Raw genomic sequence first — 24,491 nt, forward strand, 5'->3', positions numbered from 1 at the left:
GTGCGGTGGCGCGCCAGCGCAGCGCTCGCCGCGGTGGCGGTGACGCTGCTGTCGGGCTGCGGCGCGGGCACCGCTCCCGAGCCGCCCGGCTATGAGCGGCCGACGCGTGAGCTGACCCCCCAGTTCGCCGGGGCGCCAACGCTTCCCCCGCCCGACCTGACCGACGACGGACCCGGATCGCTGGTGCGGGTGGAACCGGTCGTCGGCGACGCGTCCTTCGACAGCGCCGACGCCGCGGCGGTCAAGGTGGTGTTCCGGTCGACCTCGGGTGCCGGGACGCCGACCGTGGTGTCCGGGGTGATCGCCGTTCCGCCGGGCACGCCGCCGCCGGGCGGCTGGCCGGTGGTGTCGTTCGGTCACGAGATGACCGGGACGATGAACAAGTGTGCGCCCTCGCGCGCCCCCGACTTCTGGGGCTACGCGACGCAGATGGTGACGTTTTTGTCCCGCGGCTTCGCGGTGGCGCTGCCGGACTTCCAGGGTCTCGGCGTGGAGGGGCCCGAACATTCGGTGATCGACGCGGCGTCGTTGGGCCACAACATGATCGACGCGGCGCGCGCGGTGCGCCGGGTGTCCCCGGACGTCAGCTCCCGCTGGGCCGCGTTCGGCGTCGGCGAAGGCGGGCTGGCGGCGTGGGCGGCGGCCGAGCGGGCCGGCGGGTACGGCGCCGGGATGGAGATGGTCGGCGCGGTCGCGGTGTCCCCGTACGCCGACCTGTCCCCGCTCGCGGATGCGGCGACGGCGGGCACCTTGACCGAAGGTGAACAGGCTCGGCTGTACATGATGGTGCTGGAGAGCCTGGCCGCGGCGCCCGGCTTCGAACTCGACGCGTACCGGCGCGGGCTGGCGCGTGACCGCTGGAACGAGATCCTCGACTGCGCGCCGGCCAACCCGACCGAGGCGGTGCGCGCGCTCGAGCGCGTCAGCGCCGACGATCTGCGCCCCGCCGACCTCGCCGCCACCGACGAGCTGCGCGGGCGGCTGCGCGAGGCGGCGTTGCCGTCGCCGATCCCGGAGCCGAATTCGGCGCCGGTGCTGGTGATCTGGGGGACCGGGGACACCGTGGTGCCGGGCACCGGCATCGACAACGCGGTGCTCGCGGCGTGCGAGCAGGGCGACACGATCGAGGCGATGCGGCGCATCGGCGACACCAAACCCGTCAACGACCAGGTGATCAACAGTGCGTTGAGCTGGATGACCGGGCGGTTCGACGGCCAGCAGCCCGCCGACTCCTGTCAGGGGCTCGCGTGAAACCGCCGGCGTTCGTCCCCAGCGTCCGCGACTACCTGCGCATGCTCGCCGCGGGTTGGTGGATAATCCTGGCCGCCACAGTGCTTTCCGGGTTCGCCGGCTGGCTGCACTGGTATGCGGGTCCGGCGGTCTACCAGGCGACGGTCAAACTGTTCGTCGTCACCCCCGGCAACGCCACGACGATCGACGCCTACTACGGCCAGCTCAACGCGGCGCTGCGCGCCCCCACCTACCAGGAACTGGCGCGCAGCGGCCAGATCACCACCCGCACCATCGAACAACTGGGCCTGACCGAGACGCCGGATGAACTGGCCGCCCGGATCACCGTCGTCCCGGAAACACCGGTGCTTCTCGACGTCTCGGTGCTCGGCGCGGATCCCGACCGCGCCGGGGAGACCGCCGAAGCGGTCGCCGACAACATGGTCGCGCTGACCAAGCAGCTCGCCACCGTGGAGAGCGCCGACACCGAAGTCGTGCCCGTCAACGACGGCGCGACCGTGTCACGGACACAGTCGATGCGGACCCTGGTCGTCGGCGCCGCGGCGGTGGGGTTGGGGTTGAGTTCGCTGCTGGTGATCGCGTACGGCTTGGTCCGCGACAGGCTGCTGGACCGGCGCCAGGTCGACTCGGTCATCCGCGAAACCATTGCGGCGGAACGCGAATGATCCGACCAGTGGTCGCGTCGCTGTGCGGACTGCTGACGGTCTGCCTGCTGATGACCGGCTGCCAGAGCAGCGAGCCGGTCCGTTCCGCACCCGACGCCGCCGCCGGTATGGATCTGCGTCCCGACACGAGCGGCGCCGGCGCGCAACCCGGCGCGCTGTACGCGGCGCGCACGCTGCCCAACATCGACCGCCGGCTCAAATCGGTCAGCTCGCTGGCCGCCCGCATCGAGTACACGTCGACCGGCCTGCGCGGCGACCTCACCCGGGTCAGCGCGACGGTGTTCGTCCCCTCCGGTCGGCAGGCGCCACCCGGCGGCTGGCCGGTCATCGTCTACGGCCACCCCACCACCGGCGTCGACACCGACTGCGCGCCGTCGCGGTCACCGAACCTGTCGGGCGCCTCGGCCACCGTCGAGGCGTTGGTCGCCGGCGGCTACGTCGTCGCCGTCCCCGACTACCAGGGCCTCGGCATCGACGACGGCGGGCACCCCTACCTGGAACCGACCACCGCCGGTCACAACGTCATCGACGCGGTCCGGGCCATCCGCCGACTCGTACCGGAGGTCTCCGACCGCTGGGCCGGCGTCGGAATCTCCCAGGGCGGGCAGGCGATGTGGGCGGCCAACGAACTCGCCGGCCCCTACGGCGCCGGGCTCGCCCTGCTGGGCACCGTCAGCCTGGCCCCGCCGACCGACCTGACCGGGCTGGCGGTCCAGGCCGGCGCCGGCGCGCTGACCAAACAGCAGCAGGGCGCGCTGCAACTGCTGCTCTACTCGCTGCACCGCGAGCACCCCCACTTCAACCTCGACGACTACCGCCGCGGCGTGGTCGCCGACAAGTGGGACGTGTTGTCCTCATGCGAGGCCGGCGCCGTCGCCGAGCGGGTCGCCGCGATCGACGCCATCACCGCCGACGACCTGCGACCGGCCGGCCCGGAGGCGCAGGCGGTGCTCGAGGCCTACCTGCGGGAGCGCAGCCTGCCGCGCCAGCCCGCGTCCGCGCCGATGCTCGTCGTGTTCGGCGGTAGAGACGAAGTGCTCCCGGAAGCGTGGACCCGCGGCGCCCTGACCGCCGCGTGCGGGATGGGCGACGTCATCGACATCCAGTTCCAACCCGACAGAGGTCACCACGACCTCGACGTGTCGATGGCGTACCCATGGCTGGCCGACCGTTTTGCCGGGGTGCCCGCGACCGACACCTGCGCGACGTTCATCACTCCGCCGCCCCCCGCGGAGCCGGTGGTCGAGAATGGGACCGAAGCCCAGTCGACCGAAGCGATCGGACAGGAGTCGACCGTGGACGCCGACAACACCGGAGAAGGACAGTGACCACCGAACCGCGCACCGCGAACACCCCGGCGCAACTGGGCGTCGCGGGCACCCGCAGCCGGATCATCGGACTCGACGGCGCCCGCGGGCTGTCCTGTCTGGGCGTCGCGATCATGCACGTCACCGTCCACTATTCGCCGGACAGCGCGGCAGCGTGGAAGACCAACCTGCTCGGGCTGTCGCTGATCTTCTTCTACGCGCTCAGCGGATTCCTGCTGTTCCTGCCCTACGCCCGCAACCTGTGCAAGGAGCGGTCCGCCGCGCAGCTGCCCAGCACCCGCAACTTCACGCTGCACCGCATCGCCCGCATCCTGCCCGGCTATCTGGCGATCTTCCTGCTGGTGAACTTCGTGCTGCAGGCCTCTTACATCGGCAACGCCTCGATGCAGCCGCTGGGCACCGAAGACGGCACCGGGATGATCACCGACCCGTGGCAGCTGCTGGCCAACCTGACGCTGATGCAGTCCTACTTCCCGCAGTACTTCCAGACCGGGCTGAACCCGTCGTGGTCGCTGACCCTGGAGTACGCGTTCTACGCCTCGCTGCCGATCCTCGGGGTGCTGTTGTTCGCGCTGCGCAAGCGCACGAACATCCGCCCGCTGCGGCTGGCCCTGCTGGCCCCGCTGATCCTGATCGTCATCGGCTTCGTCGGCCGGGCCTTCATCCCGCTGGCGATCAAGGTCTCCGGGCTCACCGACCCGACCGTGATCCAGTGGGGGCCCAACTGGGTCGCCGTGTTCACCAAGTGCTTCCTGACCAACGCCGACACCTTCGCGTTCGGCATGATCGCGGCGGTCGTCGTGGTCGCGATGGAGGAGAAGTCGCTGCGCGAGCAGTTCAGCCGCCGGGTGCGGATGATCAGCGTGCTGGCGCTGTTCCCGACGACGGCGGTGTTCCTGTTCCTGATCGCCACCGCGAACCCGTATGCGACATCGGGCATCGCGGTCGCGTGCGGGTTGGCGATCCTGATCATCGTCGCGCCGCTGGCCCGCGGTGAGGCCTCGGGCATCGCGCGTTTCCTCGACACCGCGCCGTTGCGGTTCGTCGGCAAGGTGTCGCTGTCGGCCTACCTGCTGCACTTCCCGCTGATGATCGTGCTCGGCCGGTGGGGGCTGATGGCCGGCGACTCGGTGCCGGGCATGCTGCAGAACGTCGCCGTCGTTCTCGCGGTGACGCTGGCGGTGTCGACGGTGACCTACTACCTCGTCGAGCAACCCGCGATGAACTGGGCCAAACGGTACCGAGCCCGGTGGGCGTGATGCGCCGCAACGTCGTCATCTGGGGCAGCGTGGCGGCGGTGGTGGTGCTTGTCGTCGCGCTGGTCCCGGTGGCCTGGAATCTGGCCGGAGGCTGGTTGCGGCCCGCGCCGGACGAGCCGACGCCGATCGCGACCGCCGACCTGTCCGGCACCGGTCCGGGATCGCTGGTCAGCGCGATGACGATGCCGGCGTTCTCCCGCACGAATTTCGGCAAGACGATGAACTCGGCGCGCGTGGTGTACCGGTCGACCTCCGGGGACACCGGCGCCGAAACCGAGGTGTCGGGCAGCGTCTTCACCCCGCTCGGCACACCCCCGCCCGGCGGGTGGCCGGTGATCGCCTTCGGGCACGGCACCACCGGCATCAACGAGCCGTGTGCGCCGTCGCTGTCGGGCACACTGCTCGGTACGGGCGAAGCGGTCGCGGCCCTCACCTCCGGTGGCTACGCCGTGGCGTTCGCCGACTACCAGGGCCTCGGCCACCCAGGCGTCCACCCGTACCCCGACCCGCGCACGGCCGGGCTCAACGTCATCGACGCGGTGCGCGCGCTGCGCCACACGTTCCCCGACGTCTCCGACCGGTGGGCCGCGCTCGGCGGCTCGCAGGGCGGCGGCGCGGTGTGGGCGGCCGACGAACAGGCCGCGGATTACGCGCCCGAACTCGATCTGGTCGGCGCCGTGGCCTACGTCCCGTCGGCAGACGTGACGGGCCTCGTCGACAAGGCGCAGGACGGCACCATGACCCCCGATCAGCAGTTGGTGTACGTCGCGATCGTCGAGTCGATGGCCCGCCTGCATCCGGACCTCAACCGCGACGACTACCGCCGCGGCGCCGCCGCGAAGTACTGGGACATCCTCAACGCGTGCTCGGGCCCGATGGTCGCCGACCGCGACGCCGCCGCCGGCGAACTCACCCCCGCCGATCTGACCCCGGCCTCCCCGGCCGCCGCGGACCGGTTGCGCTCGCTGCTCGCGCAGTGGGCGCTGCCGCACCGGCCGCTGTCGGCGCCGCTGGCGGTGGTCTATGCCGGACAGGACGAGTTCATCGACGAACAATGGACCACCGAGGCGTTAGCCCGCGCATGCGCGCTGGGCGGGAAGGTGTCATGGCGGCTCGACCCAACCAAAGGGCACGGTGGCGTGGACCTGTCGGATCACTTCGGCTGGCTGCTCGACCGGTTCGCGAACAAACCGGTGACCGATGAGTGCCCGGCGCAACCCTGACGGCGACAGCGCGCTGTGGCGCCAGCTGGTGGTGGAGGCCAAATGCGTCGTCAAGCGGTTGATCGCCCCGCGCGGGACGCCGGTCGACCCGCCGGCCTCGCCGTATCTGGTGGTTCCGGTGCTCGGGCAGTCGAACGCGTTCGGGATGGGCCTCGGGCTCGACCTCGACGGCCCCGACAAACCGCACCCGCGGGTGCACCAGTGGGCCATGTGCGGACCATCGAAAGGCACCGCGGTGCTGGCGGTCGACCCGCTGCTGCACGAGATCCCGAGCAAGGGGGTCGGTTTCGGGACGACGTTCGCCAAACACCTGGCCGACGCGACCGGCCGCAGCGTGCTGTTGATCCCGGGCGCGCGCGGGGACACGTCGTTCACCCCGAAAAACGGCTACACCTGGGATCCCGCCGACACCCGCACCCGGGTGAACCTCTACCGGCGCGCGGTCTCCGAGATCGACGCGGTGCTGGCGCGGTACCCGGGCAGCGAGGTTCCGGTGATCTTGTGGCACCAGGGTGAGACCGACGTACCGCTGATGGCCGGCTCGGTCTACCAAGCAAAGCTCGATTTCATGATCAACGACCTGCGGTCCCGTTACGGGGACAAGTTGCCTGTATTGCTCGGGCAAATGGTGCCCGAAGAGATGGAGCTGAGTCACAAGGATTATTCGGCGGTCAATGCGGTGCACGCAGACACCCCGAATCGCCTTGCTCGGACAGCGTTTATTCCCGGCAGCCGCAATTGCGTCAACGGGGGCGCCGACCGCCACTACAACGCCGCCGGGCAGCGGCAGATGGGCCACGACATGTGGGCCGCCTACCAGCGGATGTGCGGCGACAGGCTCGCGGAGTATGCGATCGACTGACCCCGCCCGCGCGGTGTTCGAGGCGGTCGCGGTGGTGGTCGTGGTGGTGCTGGTCGACCTGACCGCCGCCGGTTTCGTGCTGTTCACCAACGCGGCGCCCGACGAGCTCGAAAAGGCCGACGCGATACTGGTTCTCGCAGGTGAGCACGACGGCCGGGAGGACCACGGGGTCGCGTTGGCGCGCGCCGGTTGGGCTCCGACCGTAGTCTTGTCGAACCCGTACCCGAGCGACGACGAGGTCATGGACCGGGTGTGTGACGGTGAACCGGGCGTCGAGGTGATCTGCGTGCGGCCGGATCTCCTGACGACCAGAGGTGAGGCGATCGCGATGCGCGCACTGGCCGACGAGCGGTCCTGGCGGAAAATCATCGTCGTGACGTGGCGTTATCACATGCCCCGCGCGCGGTTCATTTTCCGTCAGTGCTATTCGGCGCGAGGTGACGATACGGTGATGACAGCGGTGCCCAGGTCTTATGACTTCTCGGTGCCGGAGTGGGAGCTGACGTACGCATATCAATTTGCTGGGTTCGCGAAGGCGGCAATACAGGGGGATTGCTCTTGACCAGCTACTTTGCCAAATAAGTAGCGTAGTCGGGCAAACTTTGACATAGTGAACGAGCCGCAGCCATCGCGATTCGCTGCAGAACCGCCAGCAAACAGGAGGTAGGTCAAGCCGTGTCGGTGGCAGAAGACGTCTTCGCACCCGCGAATACCCGCTTGACCGAGGTGCGTACGGCGACCGCGCAGGCCTGGCAACAGCGATACCGCCGAACGCTCATCGCCACCGACGCCATCGTCGTGGTCGTGGCCATGATCGTCGCCCAGGTGGTGCGACTGGGCCGCCCCGAAAGCGTTTTGAACGCCCCGACCGCCTATTACGCGGTGTTCTCGTATTACTCGATGCTCTCGGTGATCGTCGCCGCGATCTGGCTCGGCCTGCTCGCCGCCTACCGGACACGATCGCCGCGCATCATCGGCGCAGGTGTCGAGGAATACCGGCGGGTGTTCTCCGCCACATTGGCAACGGTCGGGGTGATCGCGGTCGGGCTGATGATCCTGCGCCCGGAGTATGCGCGTGGCTATCTCGCCGTCGCACTGCCGCTCGGGCTGCTCGGCCTGCTGCTCAGCCGCAGCCTGTGCCGCCGCGTGCTGGCCCGGCAACGGCTCAAGGGCAAGTGCGTACAGAACGTCCTGGCCGTCGGCGACGCCCGCGCGGTGCGCAGCCTCGTGCAGTCCCTGTCGCGCGGCTGGTGGTACGGCTACTCGGTGGTCGGGGTGTGCCTGACCGGCCGGCCCAGCGGCGGCACCTTCGACGTGCCGGGCGTCGGCTCGATTCCGGTCTTCGGCGACGAGCACCAGGTACATGAAGCGATCATGGCGATCGGCGCCGACACCGTCGCGCTGACCACCACCGACCACCTGGGCCCCGAGGGCATGCGCGAGCTGTCCTGGGACCTGGACAAGCTGGGCGTCGACCTGGTCGTGTCACCGGGCGTGGTGGACGTGGCCGGGCCGCGGCTGACGCTGCGCCCCGTCGCCGGGCTGCCGCTCATCCACGTGGAGAAGCCGCAGTACAGCGGAACCAAGAAGCTGCAGAAGCGCGCGTTCGACGTCTGCGTGTCGATCACGGTCCTGCTCGGTGCGCTGCCGGTGATGCTGCTCGCGGCCATCGCGATCAAGCTGACCAGCAAGGGCCCGGTGTTCTACCGTTCCGAACGCATCGGCCTCGACGGCGAGCCGTTCCAGATGATCAAGTTCCGCACCATGGTCGACGGCGCGGACAAGCAGATCGACAGCCTGATCCACATCAACGAGAGCGCGGGCGGCGTGCTGTTCAAGATCCGCGAGGATCCCCGCGTCACGCCGGTCGGCCGGCTGCTGCGCCGCTACAGCATCGACGAACTGCCCCAGTTCATCAACGTGCTGCGCCGCGACATGAGCGTGGTCGGCCCGCGGCCCCCGCTGCGCCGCGAGGTCGACACCTACACCGACCAGGTCCGGCGCCGGCTGCTGGTGCTGCCCGGCATCACCGGGCTGTGGCAGGTCAGCGGACGCTCCGACCTGTCGTGGGAAGATTCGGTGCGCCTTGACCTTTCGTACGTCGAGAACTGGTCGATCACCAACGACCTGCTGATCGCGGCCAAGACCATCCGCACGGTGGCCGTCGGCTCCGGCGCGTACTGACCGCGCGCGGTCGGCCATACTACGGAGGTCATGAGTAACCCACGCGGCCGCGGGCTGCGCGCGACAGCGTTGTGGGCCGGAGTCGCCGTCCTCGTGGTGCTGGGGATCGTCGCGGCGGCCAACCTCCAGCCGATCGCCTCGATCGTGGCGTCCCGCTTTCTCAACCAGTTCCCGTCCTCCGGCGGCCCGCCGGTGCCGGTGTCGACGGCGGATCTGAACGACGACGGGCCGGGGTCGCTGATCACCGCGACCACCATGCCGGGAGTGACGCGCACCATCGAGGGGCGCGGCTTCGAGGCGGCCCGCGTCGTCTACCGCTCGACGTCCGGCGACGACGGCGCACCGACCGTCGTGTCGGGTTCGGTGTTCACCCCGCGCGGGCAGGCGCCCGACGGCGGGTGGCCGGTGGTGGCGTTCGGGCACGGCACGCTGGGCATCGAAGGGACGTGCGCGCCGTCGCTGTCGCCGTCGCTGCTCAACCTCGTCAACGTGGTGCGGGTGCTGGCTGGGCGCGGGTACGCGGTCGCGCTGCCCGACTTCGAGGGCCTCGGCGTCAAAGGTGTGCACCCGTACTCGGACTCGGCGACCGCCGGGCGCAACATGATCGACGCGGTGCGCGCGCTGCGCCGCACCTTCCCCGACGTCTCCCCACGCTGGGCGGCGATGGGCGATTCGCAGGGCGGCGGCGCCGCGTGGGCGGCCGACGAACTCGCCGCGACCTACGCACCGGATCTGCAGCTGGTCGGCGCGCTGGCCTCCTCACCGGCCGCCGACATCACCGGGCTGGTGGACAAGGCCGAGCGCGGCACGTTGACCGAGGAGCAGCGGCCGGTCATGCAGATGGTGATCGAATCACTGGCCCGCCTGCATCCCGACCTCGACCGCGACGACTACCGGCGCGGCGCGGCGGCGCACTACTGGAACGTGCTCAACGACTGCACGGAGGCCGGCGCGTACCGGCGCGGCACCGCGGTCAAACAGCTCGGCGGCGGGGACTTCACGCCGCGCGACGCGCAAGCCGCCGACCGGCTGCGCGGCTACCTGCGCGACTGGGCGCTGCCCCAGAAACCGCTCAGCGCACCGCTTTACGTGTGGTACGGCGGTAAGGATCCCTACATCGACGCGGCATGGACGGCCCAGGCGGTCGAACGGGCCTGCACGCTCGGCGGTGTCATCACCGTGCGCTTCGACCCCTCCGCCGGACACAACCCCGCCAACGCGCTCACCATGCTGGACTGGATGGCCGACCGCTTCGCAGGCAAGCCCGCGCCCAATGACTGCTGAGCGCGTCGAACTCGACGAGGCCGCGCTGCGCGCCGAGGCGCTCGGGCCGGTCTGGCGGCGCCTCGACGTGCTCGCCGAGACCCGCTCCACCAACGCCGACCTGCTCGCCCGCGCCGAACACGACAGCATCGGCGGCGCCGTGCTGATCGCCGAACACCAGACCGCCGGCCGCGGCCGCCGGGGCCGCAACTGGTCGGCCGTACCGCACGCGCAGATCCTCATGTCGGTCGGCGTCGACGTGTCCGGCGTGCCGCCTCACGCGTGGGGCTGGCTGCCGCTGGCGACCGGGGTGGCGGTGACCGACACCGTCGCCGCGCTGGGCGTCGGGGTCGGGTTGAAATGGCCGAACGACGTGCTGGTCGGCGGCGCGAAACTGGCGGGCATCCTGGCCGAGGTCGCCCCCGGACAGCAGGCGGTGGTGATCGGGGTGGGGCTCAACGTCTCCCTGCGCGCCGACGAGGTGCCGCTCGACGAAGTCGCGTCGCTGGCCGCGCTCGGCGTCGCCAACCCGGACCGGCACCGCATCGTCGTCGACCTGCTGCACGCGCTCGGCGCGCGCCTGACCGCGTGGCGCGCGGCCGGCGGCGCCGACCCCGCGCTGCGCCGCGACTACCGCGCCCACAGCGCCACCTTCGGCCGCCGGGTCCGGGCGATCCTGCCCGGCGACACCGAGATCGTCGGAGTGGCCCGCGACGTCGACGACGAGGGGCGGCTTGTCATCGAAACGGGCGAGCGGACCGCGACGGTCTCGGCGGGCGATATCGTGCACCTGCGACCGGGGGAGTAGGCCGGGCGTGCGACGGAGCCTGTGGTCGGCTGCCGCGGTGGTTGCAGTGGCCGCCGTCGCCGCAGTGGTCGTGGTGGTTGTCGGGGTGCGCGGTGACGACGATCAGCCCGCTGACAACGGGCCCGGCTCGCTGGTCGCGGTGACCGAACTGCCCACCGCCGCAACCGCTTCGGGCAAACGCCGGATGCAGCGCGCATCGGTCACCTACCGGTCCACTTCGGGCGACGGCGGCCCCACCGATGTCACCGGGATGGTCTTCATCCCCGCCGGACCGCCACCGGAGGGCGGATGGCCGGTCGTCGGCGTCGGCCATCCGACCACCGGCATCGACGAAGAGTGCGCACCGTCGCGGTCACCGACCCTGCGCGGCATGCTCGGCTTCGTCGGCGGGCTCATCGACCGCGGCTGGGCCGTCGCGGTGACCGACTACGCCGGGCTCGGCACACCCGGGCCGCACCGGTACTTCGACCACCGCACGGCCGCGTTCAACGTCATCGACTCGGTCCGGGCGCTGCGCCACGTCTACCCGAGCGCATCGCCGCGGTGGGCGGCGTTCGGCGCCTCGCAGGGCGGTGCGGCCGTATGGGCGGCCGACGAGCAGGCCGGCGGGTACGCCCCCGAACTCGACCTGGTCGGCGCCGCCGCCATCGCGCCCGCCGCGGACATGTCGGGTCTGGTCGACAAGGCGGCCGCCGGGACGATGACCGTCGACCAGACCCGCTCGCTGGCCACCACCGTCGAGGCGCTGGCCCGTATCCACCCCGACCTGCACCGTGACGACTACCGGCGCGGCGCCGTCGCGCAGTACTGGGACGTGCTGACCGCGTGCCGCGGCGACGTCGAGGACCGCCGCCCGGCGGCCGAATCCGCCGTGCGGCCCGGTGACCTCGCCCCGGCCGACCCGGAAGCCGCCGACCGGCTGCGCGCCTACCTCCAGGCCTGGTCGGTGCCGCAGGGACCGCTGAGCGCCCCGCTGTTCGTGGCCTACGGCGGCCGTGATGCCTCGATCGACGAACAGTGGACCCGCGACGCCGTCGCACGGGCCTGCTCGATCAGCGGCCCGGTGGAGTCCCAGCACCAACCGGACAGCGACCACCACAACGTCGACTTCGCCGCCGCGTTGACCTGGTTGGCCGACCGGTTCGCCGACGAACCGGTGCGCAACACCTGCGCGACCTGATCCCATCGAGATCGGTGTTGCGCCGTCACTCGACGTGCGCTCGTCTACGCTTTGCTGGCGGCAGGACGGGAGGAGCGACCATGGGCTATCCGGACAACGTGCTGGCCGCCGACGAGCAGGTGGTGCTGCACCGCCACCCGCACTGGAAGCGGCTGCTCGGGCCGATCCTGATCCTGCTGGTGGTGACCGCGCTGGCGGCGTTCGGCGCCGGATACGTCAACCAGACCGACTGGGAACGCACCGCCCGCAACGTCGTGCTGATCGTGATCGGCGTCATCTGGCTGGTGATCGTCGGCTGGCTCACGCTCTGGCCGTTCCTGAGCTGGTGGACGACGCATTTCGTGATCACCGACCGGCGGGTGATGTTCCGTCACGGGGTGCTGACCCGGTCGGGGATCGACATCCCGCTGGCGCGGATCAACAGCGTCGAGTTCCGGCACGGCCTGCTCGACCGGATGCTGCGCACCGGCACGCTGATCATCGAGTCAGCCGCGCAGGACCCGCTCGAGTTCTACGACATCCCGCGGGTGGAACGGGTCCACTCGCTGCTGTATCACGAGGTCTTCGACACCCTGGGGTCGGAGGAGTCGCCGAGCTGAGCCAGCCGCCGGGCGCGGCGGGTGCGCAGCGGGGTGACGTTCCCGGTGACGGCGCTCTTGTCGGCGCTCCCGTCGCGGGCGGCCTCGTGCTCGACGTGGTGATCCTCCATCGCCTCGGCCAGGCCGCCGGCGGTCAGCGATTCGATCGCCTTGTCCGGGTTGCGGCCGAACTCGTCGGGGAACACCCAGCGCCGGAACGCCCAGAACCGGAACGCCATCTGCATCAGGTTGCCGATGATGTAGGCCGCGATGAAGTCCGCGATGTTCTCGACCGTCAGGCTGACCTCGGGCACCCGCAGCATCAGCACATAGCTGGAGAACCACAGCGGAGCCATGCTCAGCAGCACGCCGACACCGCTGAACCCGAAGAACAGCAGCGCCTCGTGGTGGCGTTCGCGGCCGCCGCGGTCGCGGAAGCTCCATTCGCGGTTGAGGATGTAGGACGCGATCACCGCGACGATGCCGGCGATGATCTTGGCGGTCACCGGCTTGGGTTCCAGCACCGTGAGCTTGAGCGTGTAGAAGACCGACGTGTCGATGATGAACGTGGTCGCGCCGACGATCGCGAACTTGATCAGTTCGTGATGCCGTTCGAAGTACGGCCGGACCGGGCTCGGCAGCCGTGCGATCGTCGCATCGGTAAAGGACACAACAGGGCAGTGTACGGAAATCTGGCAGCCTACGCGTACCTGCGCAGGTCGCGAGTGGTACGCGGGCGGGTGCCGCGGTGGCCGGTCATGACAACATTGAGGCGTGTCGAACAAGCCCGGTGGGCCCCCGGTGGTGGCCATGGTCGGCGGCGGTCAGCTGGCCCGGATGACCCATCAGGCCGCGATCGCGCTCGGTCAGACGCTGCGGGTGCTCGCGGTGACCGAGTCCGATCCGGCCGCGCAGGTCAGCCCCGACGTCGTGCTCGGTGAGCACACCGATCTGGACGCGCTGCGCCGCGTCGCCGACGGTGCGTCGGTGTTGACCTTCGACCACGAGCACGTGCCGACCGCGCTGCTCGACGAGCTGGTCGCCGCGGGCGTCACCGTCGCGCCGCCGCCGTCGGCGCTGCTGCACGCCCAGGACAAGATCGTGATGCGTCGCCGGCTGTCGGAGCTGGGGGCGCCGGTGCCGCGGTTCGCCGAGGTCCGCGACCTCGCGGATGTGGACGCGTTCGCCGCCGAGGTCGGGGGAGCGGTCGTGGTCAAGACCGCCCGCGGCGGTTACGACGGGCGCGGCGTGACGTTGGCCCGCGACGTCGCCGATGCCCGCGACGCCGCGCAGCGCTACCTGGCGGGCGGGGCCGAGGTGCTGATCGAGGAGAGGGTCGCGATGCGCCGGGAGCTGGCCGCGCTGGTGGCGCGTTCGCCTTTCGGTCAGGGTGCGGCGTGGCCGGTCGTGCAGACCGTGCAACGCGACGGGATCTGCGTCGAGGTGATCGCTCCGGCTCCCCGGCTCGACGACGAATTACGGCTCGCCGCAGGGGAATTGGGTCTGAAGCTGGCCGCCGAGCTGGGGGTGGTGGGGGTGCTGGCCGTCGAGCTGTTCGAGACCGTCGACGGGCGCCTGCTGGTCAACGAACTGGCGATGCGGCCGCACAACTCCGGCCACTGGACCATGGACGGCGCCCGCACCAGCCAGTTCGAACAGCATCTGCGCGCGGTGCTGGACTACCCGCTCGGTGACACCGCGCCGCTCGCGCCGGTCACCGTCATGGCGAATGTTCTGGGTGCACAACAGGTTCCGACGATAACCATGGATGAACGGCTGCACCACCTGTTCGCCAGGATGCCGGAGGCCAAGGTGCACTTGTACGGCAAGGGCGAACGACCCGGCCGAAAGATCGGGCATGTCAACATAACCGGCGCCGCGAACGGCTCGGCGGACGACGAGGGTTACCTCGCCGAGGTGCGTGAGCGGGCCACCAGGGCGGCGCACTGGCTGTCGCACGCGGAATGGACGGACGGATGGAACCCACATGAGTAGTGCTCCTGCGCCGCGGGTCGGCCTGATCATGGGCAGCGACAGCGACTGGCCGGTGATGGAGGACGCCGCCCACGCGCTGGCCGAGTTCGACGTGCCGTTCGAGGTCGGCGTGGTCTCCGCGCACCGCACCCCGGCCCGGATGCTCGAGTACGCCCAGAACGCGGCCGACCGGGGCATCGAGGTGATCATCGCCGGCGCGGGCGGCGCGGCGCACCTGCCCGGCATGGTGGCCTCGGCGACCCCGCTTCCGGTCATCGGCGTGCCGGTCCCGCTGGCCCGGCTCGACGGCCTGGACTCGCTGCTGTCGATCGTGCAGATGCCCGCGGGCGTGCCGGTGGCCACGGTGTCGATCGGCGGTGCCCGCAACGCCGGCCTGCTCGCGGTGCGCATTCTCGGTGCCGCCGACACCGCGCTGCGGTCCCGCATGGCGCAGTTCCAGGCCGACCTGCACGACACCGTGTTGGACAAGGACGCGGCGTTACGGGAGCGCCTGCTCGGCGGGTAGCGTGACCGGCGGTCGCCGGCCAGAGTAAAGTTACTGGCGAGTAACGAGGAGTACGCATGTCGATCAGTAACCCGTCGTTCGATGCTTTTCAGCTGTCCGACGAGCACACCGAACTGCGCGCGGTGATGCGTGACCTGTGCGACAAGGAGATCGCCCCGCACGCGGCCGATGTCGACGAGAAGGCCCGCTACACCGACGAAGCTCTGGCGGCGCTGACCGCGTCGGGGATGGCCGCCATCCACATTCCCGAGGAGTACGGCGGCCAGGGCGGCGACTCGGTCGCGGCGTGCATCGTGATCGAAGAGGTCGCGCGGGTGTGCGCGTCGTCGTCACTGATCCCGATCTGCAACAAGCTGGGCACGATGGGGCTGCTGATGCGCGGTTCCGAGGACCTCAAGAAGCAGGTGCTGCCGTCGATCGCCGCCGGTGAGGCGGTCGCGTCGTACGCGCTGTCCGAGCGCGAGGCCGGCAGCGACGCCGCCTCGATGCGCACGCGTGCGCAGTCGGTGGGCGACGAGTGGGTGCTCAACGGCGCCAAGTGCTGGATCTCCAACGGCGGACACTCGACCTGGTACACGGTGATGGCGGTGACCGACCCGGACAAGGGCGCCAACGGCATCTCGGCGTTCGTGGTGCACAAGGACGATCCCGGCTTCTCGGTGGGGGCCAAGGAGAAGAAGATGGGCATCAAGGGGTCGCCGACCACCGAGCTGTACTTCGAGGACTGCCGCATCCCGGGCGACCGCATCATCGGCGAGCCCGGTACCGGGTTCAAGACCGCGCTGGCGACCCTTGACCACACCCGCCCGACGATCGGCGCGCAGGCGGTGGGCATCGCCCAGGGCGCGCTGGAGGCGTCGGTGGCGTATGTCAAGGAGCGCAAGCAGTTCGGCAAGGCGATCGCCGATTTCCAGGCCGTGCAGTTCATGCTCGCCGACATGGCGATGAAGATCGAGGCGGCCCGGCTGATGGTCTACACGGCCGCCGCGCGCGCCGAGCGCGGCGAACCCAACCTCGGCTTCATCTCCTCGGCGTCGAAGTGCTTTGCCTCCGACGTGGCGATGGAGGTGACCACCGACGCGGTGCAGTTGTTCGGCGGTTACGGCTACACCACCGACTTCCCGGTCGAGCGGATGATGCGCGACGCCAAGATCACCCAGATCTACGAGGGCACCAACCAGATTCAGCGTGTGGTGATGTCGCGCGCGCTACTGCGCTGATTCGCCGCGGTCACGCAACCGCAGATACAGCTCCCGCAGCGTCGCCATCGACGCGGTGTCCGACACCCGCGCCTGCTCCACCGCGACGCCCTCACCGAGTTCCTCGTCGAGGACCCCGAGTGTGACCAGCACCGCCAGCGAGTCCAGGAAGCCGTCGGCGTGCAGATCCTGTGACGCCTCGACGTCGCGTTCGTCGAACGCGTAGAAGACGCGGTCGAAAAGCCGTTGCCTGACTTCGTCCCAGTCCGCGGGCACGTGGTTCCTTCCTGCTCAGAGCTTGCCGGAGTCGGGCAGCGCTGCCATGTCGACGACGTCGATGACGATGGCGGATGCGCTGCTGCCGATCTCGTCGGCCAGCGCCCTGCGGATCCGGCGCTCGGCGGTCGTATCGGGTGCTTCGACGAGTACCCGCAACGACGGCTGTTGACCGTACACCGAATGCTCGACCGCCCAGACGCGGCAGTCGAGCACGCCGGGCACCGCGCGGGTCAGGCGCCGCAGCGCCGACAGCTCGATCCGGCTGCCCAGGAAATTGATGTCGCCGGCGGTGCGGCCGCTGACGTGCAGGTGACCGTCGGCTGCGATGCGGCCGGTGTCGCCGGTGGGCCACCACCGCGGCACCTCACCGGCGTCCAGGTAGGACAGCATCCGGTAGTCGCTGTCCACCTCGATGTGCCCGTCGTCGGTGATCCGGACCCGGACGCCGGGAAGCGGAGCACCGACATCGCCCTCGACGAAGGTCGCCAGCGGTGAACGGCCGATCGCGATGCGCGGCCCCAATTCGGCCTGCCCGTACATGTTGACCACCGTCGCCGCCGGAAACGACGGCCGCAGCCGGGCGGCCATCGACTCGGTCAGCATGCCGCCGGCGAAGATCAGTTCGACGGCGCCGTCGAACGACCAATCGTGGTCGCGGGCGAGCAGAAACGACTGGTGCGGCAGGAGATACACCGACGTCTCGGGTGTGAGGTGGTCGCGGAAGCCGGTCCACGCGTCCGCCGAGACCGGCGGCGTGCAGAACCGGACCGGGACACCGGCGGCCAGGTGGCTGTGGATGATCGACATCCCGTAGGCGAAGCGCGGATTGACCAGCGCGATGTACTCGCGGTCCGGCGTGACCGGCAGATGCTCGGCGATCGCCCGCGCGCAGCGGCCGACGGTGTCCTTGCGGTAGCGGACCAGCTTCGGGTCGCCGGTCGTGCCGGAGGTCTCCATGACCAGCAGCCCGGCAGCGTCTGGGCCCGCGACGGTTTCGAACCGGCTGGTGCAGTCGGTCAGCGACCATCCCGCGAGCCGTTTGCGCAACGCGTCGAACCGGGCCGCGGACGCGACCGCGATCGATCCCCCGCCCTGATACGCCCGCACGTAGTGTTCGAGGGTCCGGTGGGTATCCGGATGCGCATGGCTGACCGTCGAAGGGGTCAACTCTTCTCCTCGTTCCCGGCTCGGCCCGTCGCGGGGACGGGTGACCGCACGGATCCGCCGTTGTCCCGGCCAACCGCATGTTAGCTGGAGTCCTGCCCACCGGCGCTTCGCGTCCGGGCGTGTGGTTCGGCCGAGAGTGACGCGAACTGGTTGACTGAGCGACATGGAGACGACGGTGAGTCCTCCGCCGACTGCGGCGGCCGAGCCCATGCGGCCGGTCGACGCCCTGTGGTACTGGCTGGCCACCAAGTTTGCCACCGACCAATTCCTGGTCTACGCGTTCGCGGGCACGCCCGAATCCATCGAGCGGGCGGTCGAGGACGTACTCGACCGGGCGCGCGAGTGCGTCGACTTTGGCCTGCGCGTCCGACCCCGCGCCCTGAACCTGCACTTCCCGGACTGGATTTCGGGCACACCGATCGGCGCGCACAACGTCGCAGTGCGACCGGCAGCAGGCCTGGGGTGGCAGCAGGTCCTCGACCAGCTCTCCGCCCTCATGCGCCGACAACTCGACCCTCGCCGACAGACGTGGCGCCTGCACGTCTTCGCTGACGTGCGCGACGTGCCCTCGCATGCCGGTGCAGCGACGGTCGTTGTGCTGCAGATGACTCATGCGCTCGGCGACGGCACTCGCACCGCGGCACTCGCCGGTCTGCTGTTCGGGCGGTCGACGCCACCGGTGCCCGTCGAGCCGGCCGAGCCGGACCGCCGACTTCGCGACATCGCCGCCGCCCACCGGGCGCGCCGACGGCTCGCGCGAGGCACCGAATCGGGCGCGATCCCCGCGGCGAAACCGCCGGTGCCCGCGCTCAGCACGAACCGTCGGCCCGAGGGACCGAGCGTGTTACGGACCATCGCCTGCCACCGTGATCAACTGCCCGGCCCCACAGTGTTGGTCGGGGCGCTGGTCGCGGTGTCCGATGCGCTGGCCGCGCACCTGCGGGAACAGGGCGAGGACGTTTCGGCACTCACCGCGGAGGTTGCCATCGCCAGAAGCGGAAAACCGCGCGCGCGCAACCATTTCAGCGTGCACGCCGTCGGACTGTATCCAGACGTCGCCACTCCGGCCGAGCGGTCCGCGCGCATCGTCGAGGACCTGATCGCGATCCGCCGACGAGACCAGCAGTTGCCCGCGGACATGCATGTCGCGTTCGACGGTGTTCCGGCGCCCCTGCGCCGGGCGGGCGTCTGGCGTCTGAACCCCGACGCCGATTGGTCTTCGGTGCGTGGCCACACCGTCGTCTCCAGCGTCGAGCGCGGGCCCGCCGACCTGTCTTTCGGCGGGTGCCCGGTGGTCCTGACCGCCTCGTACCCGTCGTTGATGCCGATGATGGGGCTCACGCACGGCGTGCACCGGATCGGCGACACCGTGGCGTTCAGCGTGCACACCACCAGCTCGGTACTCGCCGACGTCGACGGCTACCTGGACCGGCTGGTGTTCGCGCTGCGCCGCTGACACGAGAGGGGTCAGCCTCGGGTCACCTTCTCCATCTGCCTGCGCCGGTCGAGCGCGGCGGGATCCGGGTTGGCGACCTGCACCAGCGATGCCCCGGCGGCGTACACGGCGACCAGGTTCTGGATCAGTTCTTCGGCGGTCTCCCAGGATGCGCTCGACAGCACCCGGTCGGCGGCCGTGAGACCCTGCGCGGCAGCGGATTCGCGCGCCGCCGCCAGCACCTCCTCGGCGCTGCGGCCGGCCAACGCGGGCCCGGGCTGACGCTCCGGTGAGATCTGGTCGCCGTGCACCCGCACCGCGGTCGCGTAGTCGGTCACCCCGACCGGTAGGTCGGGCGCGGGCTTGCCGAACGGATCCAGCGACAGCACCGCGACCTCACCCATACCGACCGCGTCGTCCGCCTCGGCGAGCCGGTCCGCCGTGCACAGCGCGATGTCGGCCTGCGCCTGCGGGTCGGCGAGCACGACTTCCGCGCCCACCCACCACGTTCCGAGCAGCACGGCCGCGGTCTGCCAGTGGGCGGGCAGCAGCACCGCGACGCGGCTCGACGGTCCGGCGCCGAGTTCGTCGCGCAGCAGGTTGGCGGTTTTGGCCGCCCAGTTGGCCAGCGTCGCCGTCGACAACTCGATGCGCTCGCCGGTGGCGTCGTCGTAGTAGGTGATGCGCGGGCCGGCCGGATCCGAGGCCATCAGCGGGTCGAGGATCGCCGAAGTGATTGTCTGCACGGCTAGTTGACGCATGCCGGGTCGTCGGAGCCGGCGGTCAGGATCGGCGACGGCGGCGGCGCGGTCTCGGTGGCTCCGACGGCCAGCGCGTCGGTGCTCACCGGCGTCGGGTCCGAACCGTCGAGGCCCGACCCCGGCCCGGTGTAGTCGCCGGCCAGCACGACCCGCACCGCGCCCGACGGCACCGTCGGGTCCTCGACCACCGGCAGGCCGCCGAGGTCACGCGAAACCGCCTGCGCGCCAAGGTCGTCGCCCTTGGCGGCCCGGACCTGGCTGGAAGCGACGGGGTCGCCCTCGTGGTTGCCGGTCGGGCCGGGGGTGAACCCCTTACCGGTCAGCACCGCGGACACCGCGGCGGCGAGGCCGTTGATGTCGGTCGCGTTGACCACCTCGGCGGTGGTCTTGTCCGGTGTGTAGGCGAGCTCCTCGGTCTTGCCCTCGTCCTGGTCGTGCAGCAGCCCGTCGACCCAGCTCTTGACCGCGTCCGGATCCACCCGCACCACCGACTGCATTCCGTCGTCGCTCCAGCCGTTCTCCTGCAGCACCGGGATGGTGGCGAACGCGACGTTGCCCGCCGCCAGCTTCTGCAGCTGTTCGGCGAACTCCATGACGTTCCAGCCGTCGGAGAGCACCACCGAGCGCTGCACGGCCTCCTCGAGCCGGTTCAGGGTGGCCGGACTCGACAACGTCTCACCCGAGATCACGTCGTGGGCCAGCGAGGCCATCACCGACTGCTGCCGGGTGACGCGGTCGAGGTCGCCGCGCGGAAGGTCGTGGCGCTGACGCACGAAGCTCAGCGCCTGCGGGCCGTTGAGCTTCTGCCAGCCCGCCGGGAAGTCGGCACCCGAAAGCGGTTCGTAGACAGGCTCTTTGAGGCACACATTGACCCCGCCGAGCGCATCGGTGATCAGCGCGAAGCCCAGCAGGCCGATCTCGGCGTAGTGGTCGACGGTGACGCCGGTGAGGTTGGCGACCGTCTTGATCAGCGCCTCGCGGCCGGCCTCGGTGGCCTGCGGCTGCGCCTGGGCCGGATCCTCGCCGTCCTCTTCGACCAGTTCGATCATCTTCTCGGCGTGCACCGATCCGTACACGCCGTTGATCTTCATCTTGGCGACCCCGGGCGCGTCGACGTAGGAGTCGCGCGGGATCGAGATGGCCGTCGCGGACTGCCCGTTGTTGGGGATGCGGATCAGGATGATGGTGTCGGTGTTGGTGGCCTCGTCGTCGCCGGCCCGCAGCGTGGCCAGCTCCTCGGCCGACAACGGGTTGCCGTGCGCGTCGGTGCGGCTGTCCATGCCGACCAGCAGCACGTCGATCGCGCCGTCCTCGCCGCCCTCGCCCAGCGCGATCGGCGAGATGTGGTTGATGCCCGATTCGAACGAGCGGATCTTGCCCCAGGCCACGCCCGTTCCGATGACGACCGCCAGGGCCGCCGACACGGCGATGACACGCAGCATTCGACCGGGCATCAGCCCAGGTTACTGGCGAGGACGGCGCAGGCCCGGTAGCCGGAGTCGGCGTGCCAGACTCGTGACCATGTCTTTTTCCGAGTCCCGCCGAATCGTTATCCCCGGCGCGGGAGGCATGGTCGGCCGCGTCCTGGCAGCTCAGGCCCGTCGGCAGGGGCGCGAGGTGCTCGCGCTGACCTCGGCGGAACTCGACATCACCGATGCGTCGGCGGTCGCGCGTTTCGTCGCCGCCGGTGACGTCGTGATCAACTGCGCGGCGTTTACCCAGGTCGACGCCGCCGAGACCGAGCCGGACCGTGCGCGCGCGGTCAACGTCGACGGACCCGGCCATCTGGCGCGGGCCTGCGCTGCGGTCGGGGCCCGGCTGATCCACATCTCCACCGACTACGTGTTCCCCGGCACGCAGTCCCGGCCCTACGAGATCGACGACCCGACCGGGCCGGTGAACGTCTATGGCCGCACCAAGCTGGCCGGCGAGCAGGCCGTACACGCGGCGCTGCCCACCGCACACGTGGTGCGCACCGCGTGGGTGTACGAGGGCGCCGACGGCGCCGACTTCGCCGCCGCGATGCGCCGCAAGGCCGCCGGCGACGAGACCGTCGACGTGGTGGCCGACCAGGTCGGTTCACCGACCTACGTCGGCGATCTGGTGGCCGCGCTGCTGCAGATCGCCGACGGCGAGGTTCGCGCGCCGCTGCTGCACGCCGCCAACGCCGGCCAGGCCAGCCGGTTCGACCAGGCGTGCGCGGTGTTCGAGGCCGTCGGCGCCGACCCGGAGCGGGTGCGGCCCGTCGGCAGCGACCGGCACCCCCGGCCGGCCCCTCGACCGGCGTACTCGGCGCTGTCCGGGCGCTGCTCGGCCGACGCCGGGTTGACCCCGCTGCGCCCGTGGCGCGAGGCGCTGCATGCCGCGCTCGCGGCGGGCCGACCGGGCGGCCCGTTACCCTCTACGCCGTGAGTGACGAACTGGTCGTGATCACGGTGACGTATTCACCGGGGCCACACCTGGACCGGTTCCTCGCGTCGCTGTCGCACGCCACCGACCGGTCGGTGACGGTGATCATGGCCGACAACGGGTCGACCGACGGAGCGCCCGAGGAGGCCCTCGAGCGTTACCCGTTCGCCCGCCTGCTGCGCACCGGCGCCAACCTCGGCTACGGCCGCGCGGTGAACCGCGCGGCCGCGGAATACCTGTCGACGGCCGACTACTCGGACTTCTTCATCGTCGCCAACCCCGACGTGCAGTGGGGCCCGCACAGCATCGACCTGATGCTGGAGGCCGCGGCGCGCTGGCCCCGCGCGGGTGCGCTGGGGCCGCTGATCCGCGACCCCGACGGCTCGGTCTACCCGTCGGCGCGGCACCAGCCCAGCCTGGTCCGCGGCGGGATGCACGCCGTGGTCGGGCCGGTGTGGAAATCCAACCCCTGGACCGTCGAGTACCGCCAGGAGCGACAGCAGCCCAGCGAACGCCCCGTCGGCTGGCTGTCCGGATCGTGTCTGTTGCTGCGGCGCTCGGCGTTCGAGGAGATCTCGGGTTTCGACGAGCGGTATTTCATGTACATGGAAGACGTCGACCTGGGTGATCGCCTGTCGCGGGCGGGCTGGCAGAACATTTACGTGCCCGCGGCGGAGATTTTGCACGACAAGGGACACGCCACGGGCCGCGACCCGGCGCGCAACTTGGCCGCCCATCACCGCAGCACCTACACTTTCCTCGCGGATCGGTATCCGAAGTGGTGGCAGGGGCCGCTGCGCGCGACGATCCGGGCCTCGCTGGCCGCGCGTGCGCGTCTGGTGGTCCGGAACTCGAAGCGCAACCGAGCGAAAGGACGGCGCTAGCGTGAATCCCGCAGAGGTCGACGCCGTCATTCTGGTCGGCGGTCTGGGCAGCCGGTTGCGGCCGCTCACCCTGTCGGCGCCCAAGCCGATGCTGCCGACGGCCGGTCTGCCGTTCCTGACGCATCTGCTGTCGCGGATCGCCGATGCCGGCATCGAGCACGTGATCCTGGGGACGTCGTACAAGGCCGGCGTGTTCGAGGCCGAGTTCGGCGACGGCTCCAAACTCGGGCTGCAGATCGAGTACGTCGTCGAGAACGAGCCGCTGGGCACCGGCGGCGGCATCGCCAACGTGGCCCCGAAGCTGCGCCACGACACCGCGCTGGTGTTCAACGGCGACGTGCTCTCGGGCGCGGATCTGCGAGCGCTGCTGAACTGCCACGAGGACAACGACGCCGACGTCACGCTGCACCTGGTGCGCGTCGGTGACCCGCGCGCGTTCGGGTGTGTGCCCACCGACTCCGAGGGCATGGTGACCGCGTTCCTGGAGAAGACGCAGGACCCGCCGACCGACCAGATCAACGCCGGCTGTTACGTGTTCAAACGCGAGGTCATCGAGCGCATCCCGAAGGACCGGGCGCTGTCGGTGGAGCGTGAGGTGTTCCCGGGCCTGCTGACCGACGGGCTGCGGGTGTGCGGTTACGTCGACTCGACGTACTGGCGCGACATGGGCACCCCGGAGGATTTCGTGCGGGGCTCAGCGGATCTGGTCCGCGGTATCGCGCCGTCACCGGCGCTCGGCGGGCACCGCGGCGAGGAGCTGGTGCACGACGGCGCCAGCGTCGCCCCCGGCGCGCTGTTGATCGGCGGCACCGTCGTGGGCCGTGGCGCTGAGATCGCCGGTGGCGCAAGGCTCGACGGCGCGGTGATCTTCGACGGCGCGAAGGTCGGGGCGGGCGCGGTGATCGAACGCTCGATCATCGGCTTCGGCGCGCGGATCGGGCCGCGGGCGCTGATCCGCGACGGGGTGATCGGCGACGGGGCCGACATCGGCGCCCGCTGCGAGTTGCTGCGCGGCGCGCGGGTGTGGCCCGGGGTGACGATCCCCGACGGCGGCATCCGCTTCTCCACCGACATCTAACAACCCGCGATTTCGGTGCAGTTGGTTGCGCTGGGCGCCATGTCGTGTTTAGGGACATCGCTGACAGGTGTATGTCTCGGGACATCGCTGACACCTGAGTAGGGGCCTGGGCAAGATGATCCATGGCTCAGAAGGTGGCGGCGATGGATCTTCGTATCGCGACGGCGGCGGCTGGACA

General features: G+C 70.5%; 24 protein-coding genes. 19 read left to right on the plus strand and 5 right to left on the minus strand.

What is annotated here, in order from left to right; all coding sequences use genetic code 11:
• The 12 genes from BHQ18_RS16485 (at position 1) to BHQ18_RS16540 (ending at position 12,622) form a co-directional block, all read left to right on the plus strand.
• A complete protein-coding gene (locus tag BHQ18_RS16485; protein WP_069414699.1) occupies positions 1-1,251 on the plus strand; it encodes a lipase family protein in 1,251 nt (416 codons plus the stop codon).
• On the plus strand, positions 1,248-1,916 hold the full coding sequence (locus BHQ18_RS16490) for a YveK family protein (protein WP_069414700.1): 669 nt from the start codon (positions 1,248-1,250) through the stop codon (positions 1,914-1,916). The genes BHQ18_RS16485 and BHQ18_RS16490 overlap by 4 nt, the downstream gene beginning before the upstream one ends.
• Positions 1,913-3,244: a lipase family protein gene (locus BHQ18_RS16495; RefSeq protein WP_069414701.1), complete on the plus strand. Its 1,332-nt coding sequence runs from the start codon at positions 1,913-1,915 to the stop codon at positions 3,242-3,244. Before BHQ18_RS16490 ends, BHQ18_RS16495 begins: the two co-directional genes overlap by 4 nt.
• Entirely contained in the window at positions 3,241-4,503 is a 1,263-nt protein-coding gene (locus tag BHQ18_RS16500; RefSeq protein WP_069414702.1) for an acyltransferase family protein, read from the plus strand. The genes BHQ18_RS16495 and BHQ18_RS16500 overlap by 4 nt, the downstream gene beginning before the upstream one ends.
• Entirely contained in the window at positions 4,503-5,726 is a 1,224-nt protein-coding gene (locus BHQ18_RS16505) for a lipase family protein (protein ID WP_069414743.1), read from the plus strand. Before BHQ18_RS16500 ends, BHQ18_RS16505 begins: the two co-directional genes overlap by 1 nt.
• Complete coding sequence (locus BHQ18_RS16510) at positions 5,704-6,588, plus strand: sialate O-acetylesterase (protein ID WP_069414703.1); 885 nt, start codon at positions 5,704-5,706, stop codon at positions 6,586-6,588. Before BHQ18_RS16505 ends, BHQ18_RS16510 begins: the two co-directional genes overlap by 23 nt.
• Positions 6,575-7,150, plus strand: a complete 576-nt coding sequence (locus tag BHQ18_RS16515) for a YdcF family protein (RefSeq protein ID WP_069414704.1) — start codon at positions 6,575-6,577, stop codon at positions 7,148-7,150. Before BHQ18_RS16510 ends, BHQ18_RS16515 begins: the two co-directional genes overlap by 14 nt.
• Before the next feature lie 155 nt (positions 7,151-7,305).
• The gene (locus BHQ18_RS16520) at positions 7,306-8,772 is read left to right on the plus strand and encodes a sugar transferase (RefSeq protein WP_069414705.1); all 1,467 of its coding nucleotides are present in this window, start codon (positions 7,306-7,308) and stop codon (positions 8,770-8,772) included.
• A 30-nt stretch (positions 8,773-8,802) separates the two neighbouring features.
• Positions 8,803-10,056 (plus strand): lipase family protein, encoded by a 1,254-nt coding sequence (locus BHQ18_RS16525; protein ID WP_069414706.1) that lies wholly within the window; start codon positions 8,803-8,805, stop codon positions 10,054-10,056.
• On the plus strand, positions 10,046-10,843 hold the full coding sequence (locus BHQ18_RS16530) for a biotin--[acetyl-CoA-carboxylase] ligase (protein WP_069414707.1): 798 nt from the start codon (positions 10,046-10,048) through the stop codon (positions 10,841-10,843). Before BHQ18_RS16525 ends, BHQ18_RS16530 begins: the two co-directional genes overlap by 11 nt.
• Positions 10,844-10,850: 7 nt before the next feature.
• Positions 10,851-12,023 (plus strand): lipase family protein, encoded by a 1,173-nt coding sequence (locus BHQ18_RS16535; protein ID WP_109789317.1) that lies wholly within the window; start codon positions 10,851-10,853, stop codon positions 12,021-12,023.
• Between the two features lie 80 nt (positions 12,024-12,103).
• Positions 12,104-12,622, plus strand: a complete 519-nt coding sequence (locus tag BHQ18_RS16540) for a PH domain-containing protein (protein ID WP_069414708.1) — start codon at positions 12,104-12,106, stop codon at positions 12,620-12,622.
• Here the strand turns inward: BHQ18_RS16540 and BHQ18_RS16545 are convergent.
• On the minus strand, positions 12,577-13,272 hold the full coding sequence (locus BHQ18_RS16545; protein ID WP_069414709.1) for a GtrA family protein: 696 nt from the start codon (positions 13,270-13,272) through the stop codon (positions 12,577-12,579). The two genes, BHQ18_RS16540 and BHQ18_RS16545, sit on opposite strands and share 46 nt — an antisense overlap.
• Positions 13,273-13,375: 103 nt before the next feature.
• On the opposite strand from BHQ18_RS16545, the gene BHQ18_RS16550 reads away from it, so the two are divergent.
• From BHQ18_RS16550 to BHQ18_RS16560, 3 genes are read left to right on the plus strand one after another with little or no spacing between them, the layout of a single operon-like run.
• Complete coding sequence (locus tag BHQ18_RS16550) at positions 13,376-14,596, plus strand: 5-(carboxyamino)imidazole ribonucleotide synthase (protein WP_264010318.1); 1,221 nt, start codon at positions 13,376-13,378, stop codon at positions 14,594-14,596.
• The gene (purE, locus tag BHQ18_RS16555) at positions 14,589-15,101 is read left to right on the plus strand and encodes a 5-(carboxyamino)imidazole ribonucleotide mutase (protein WP_069414710.1); all 513 of its coding nucleotides are present in this window, start codon (positions 14,589-14,591) and stop codon (positions 15,099-15,101) included. Before BHQ18_RS16550 ends, purE begins: the two co-directional genes overlap by 8 nt.
• Before the next feature lie 56 nt (positions 15,102-15,157).
• Positions 15,158-16,321: an acyl-CoA dehydrogenase gene (locus BHQ18_RS16560; protein WP_069414711.1), complete on the plus strand. Its 1,164-nt coding sequence runs from the start codon at positions 15,158-15,160 to the stop codon at positions 16,319-16,321.
• On the opposite strand, the gene BHQ18_RS16565 is transcribed toward BHQ18_RS16560, so the two are convergent.
• Together BHQ18_RS16565 and BHQ18_RS16570 are read right to left on the minus strand one after the other, a co-directional pair.
• A complete protein-coding gene (locus tag BHQ18_RS16565; RefSeq protein ID WP_069414712.1) occupies positions 16,310-16,576 on the minus strand; it encodes a hypothetical protein in 267 nt (88 codons plus the stop codon). The genes BHQ18_RS16560 and BHQ18_RS16565 overlap by 12 nt on opposite strands.
• A 15-nt stretch (positions 16,577-16,591) precedes the next feature.
• Positions 16,592-17,746, minus strand: a complete 1,155-nt coding sequence (locus BHQ18_RS16570) for an AMP-binding protein (protein ID WP_165614567.1) — start codon at positions 17,744-17,746, stop codon at positions 16,592-16,594.
• A gap of 163 nt (positions 17,747-17,909) precedes the next feature.
• Between BHQ18_RS16570 and BHQ18_RS16575 the strand changes: the two genes are divergently transcribed.
• Complete coding sequence (locus BHQ18_RS16575; protein WP_234794207.1) at positions 17,910-19,202, plus strand: WS/DGAT domain-containing protein; 1,293 nt, start codon at positions 17,910-17,912, stop codon at positions 19,200-19,202.
• An 11-nt stretch (positions 19,203-19,213) separates the two neighbouring features.
• On the opposite strand, the gene BHQ18_RS16580 is transcribed toward BHQ18_RS16575, so the two are convergent.
• Together BHQ18_RS16580 and BHQ18_RS16585 are read right to left on the minus strand one after the other, a co-directional pair.
• Positions 19,214-19,942 (minus strand): TIGR03089 family protein, encoded by a 729-nt coding sequence (locus BHQ18_RS16580; protein ID WP_069414715.1) that lies wholly within the window; start codon positions 19,940-19,942, stop codon positions 19,214-19,216.
• On the minus strand, positions 19,930-21,396 hold the full coding sequence (locus BHQ18_RS16585) for an LCP family protein (protein ID WP_069414716.1): 1,467 nt from the start codon (positions 21,394-21,396) through the stop codon (positions 19,930-19,932). The genes BHQ18_RS16580 and BHQ18_RS16585 overlap by 13 nt, the downstream gene beginning before the upstream one ends.
• A gap of 67 nt (positions 21,397-21,463) precedes the next feature.
• Here BHQ18_RS16585 and rfbD point away from each other — a divergent pair, with 67 nt between their 5' ends.
• The 3 genes from rfbD to manB are packed head-to-tail and all read left to right on the plus strand — an operon-like array spanning position 21,464 to position 24,313.
• Positions 21,464-22,354: a dTDP-4-dehydrorhamnose reductase gene (gene rfbD, locus BHQ18_RS16590; protein ID WP_069414746.1), complete on the plus strand. Its 891-nt coding sequence runs from the start codon at positions 21,464-21,466 to the stop codon at positions 22,352-22,354.
• Entirely contained in the window at positions 22,351-23,235 is an 885-nt protein-coding gene (locus BHQ18_RS16595) for a glycosyltransferase family 2 protein (RefSeq protein WP_069414717.1), read from the plus strand. Before rfbD ends, BHQ18_RS16595 begins: the two co-directional genes overlap by 4 nt.
• 1 nt (position 23,236) lies before the next feature.
• Positions 23,237-24,313 carry a mannose-1-phosphate guanylyltransferase ManB gene (gene manB / locus BHQ18_RS16600; protein WP_069414718.1) on the plus strand — a complete coding sequence of 359 codons (1,077 nt, stop codon included), beginning with the start codon at positions 23,237-23,239 and terminating at the stop codon, positions 24,311-24,313.
• Positions 24,314-24,491: the final 178 nt, after the last annotated feature.

Source organism: Mycolicibacterium flavescens (assembly GCF_001722335.1).
In the GTDB taxonomy this organism is placed as follows: domain Bacteria; phylum Actinomycetota; class Actinomycetes; order Mycobacteriales; family Mycobacteriaceae; genus Mycobacterium; species Mycobacterium flavescens.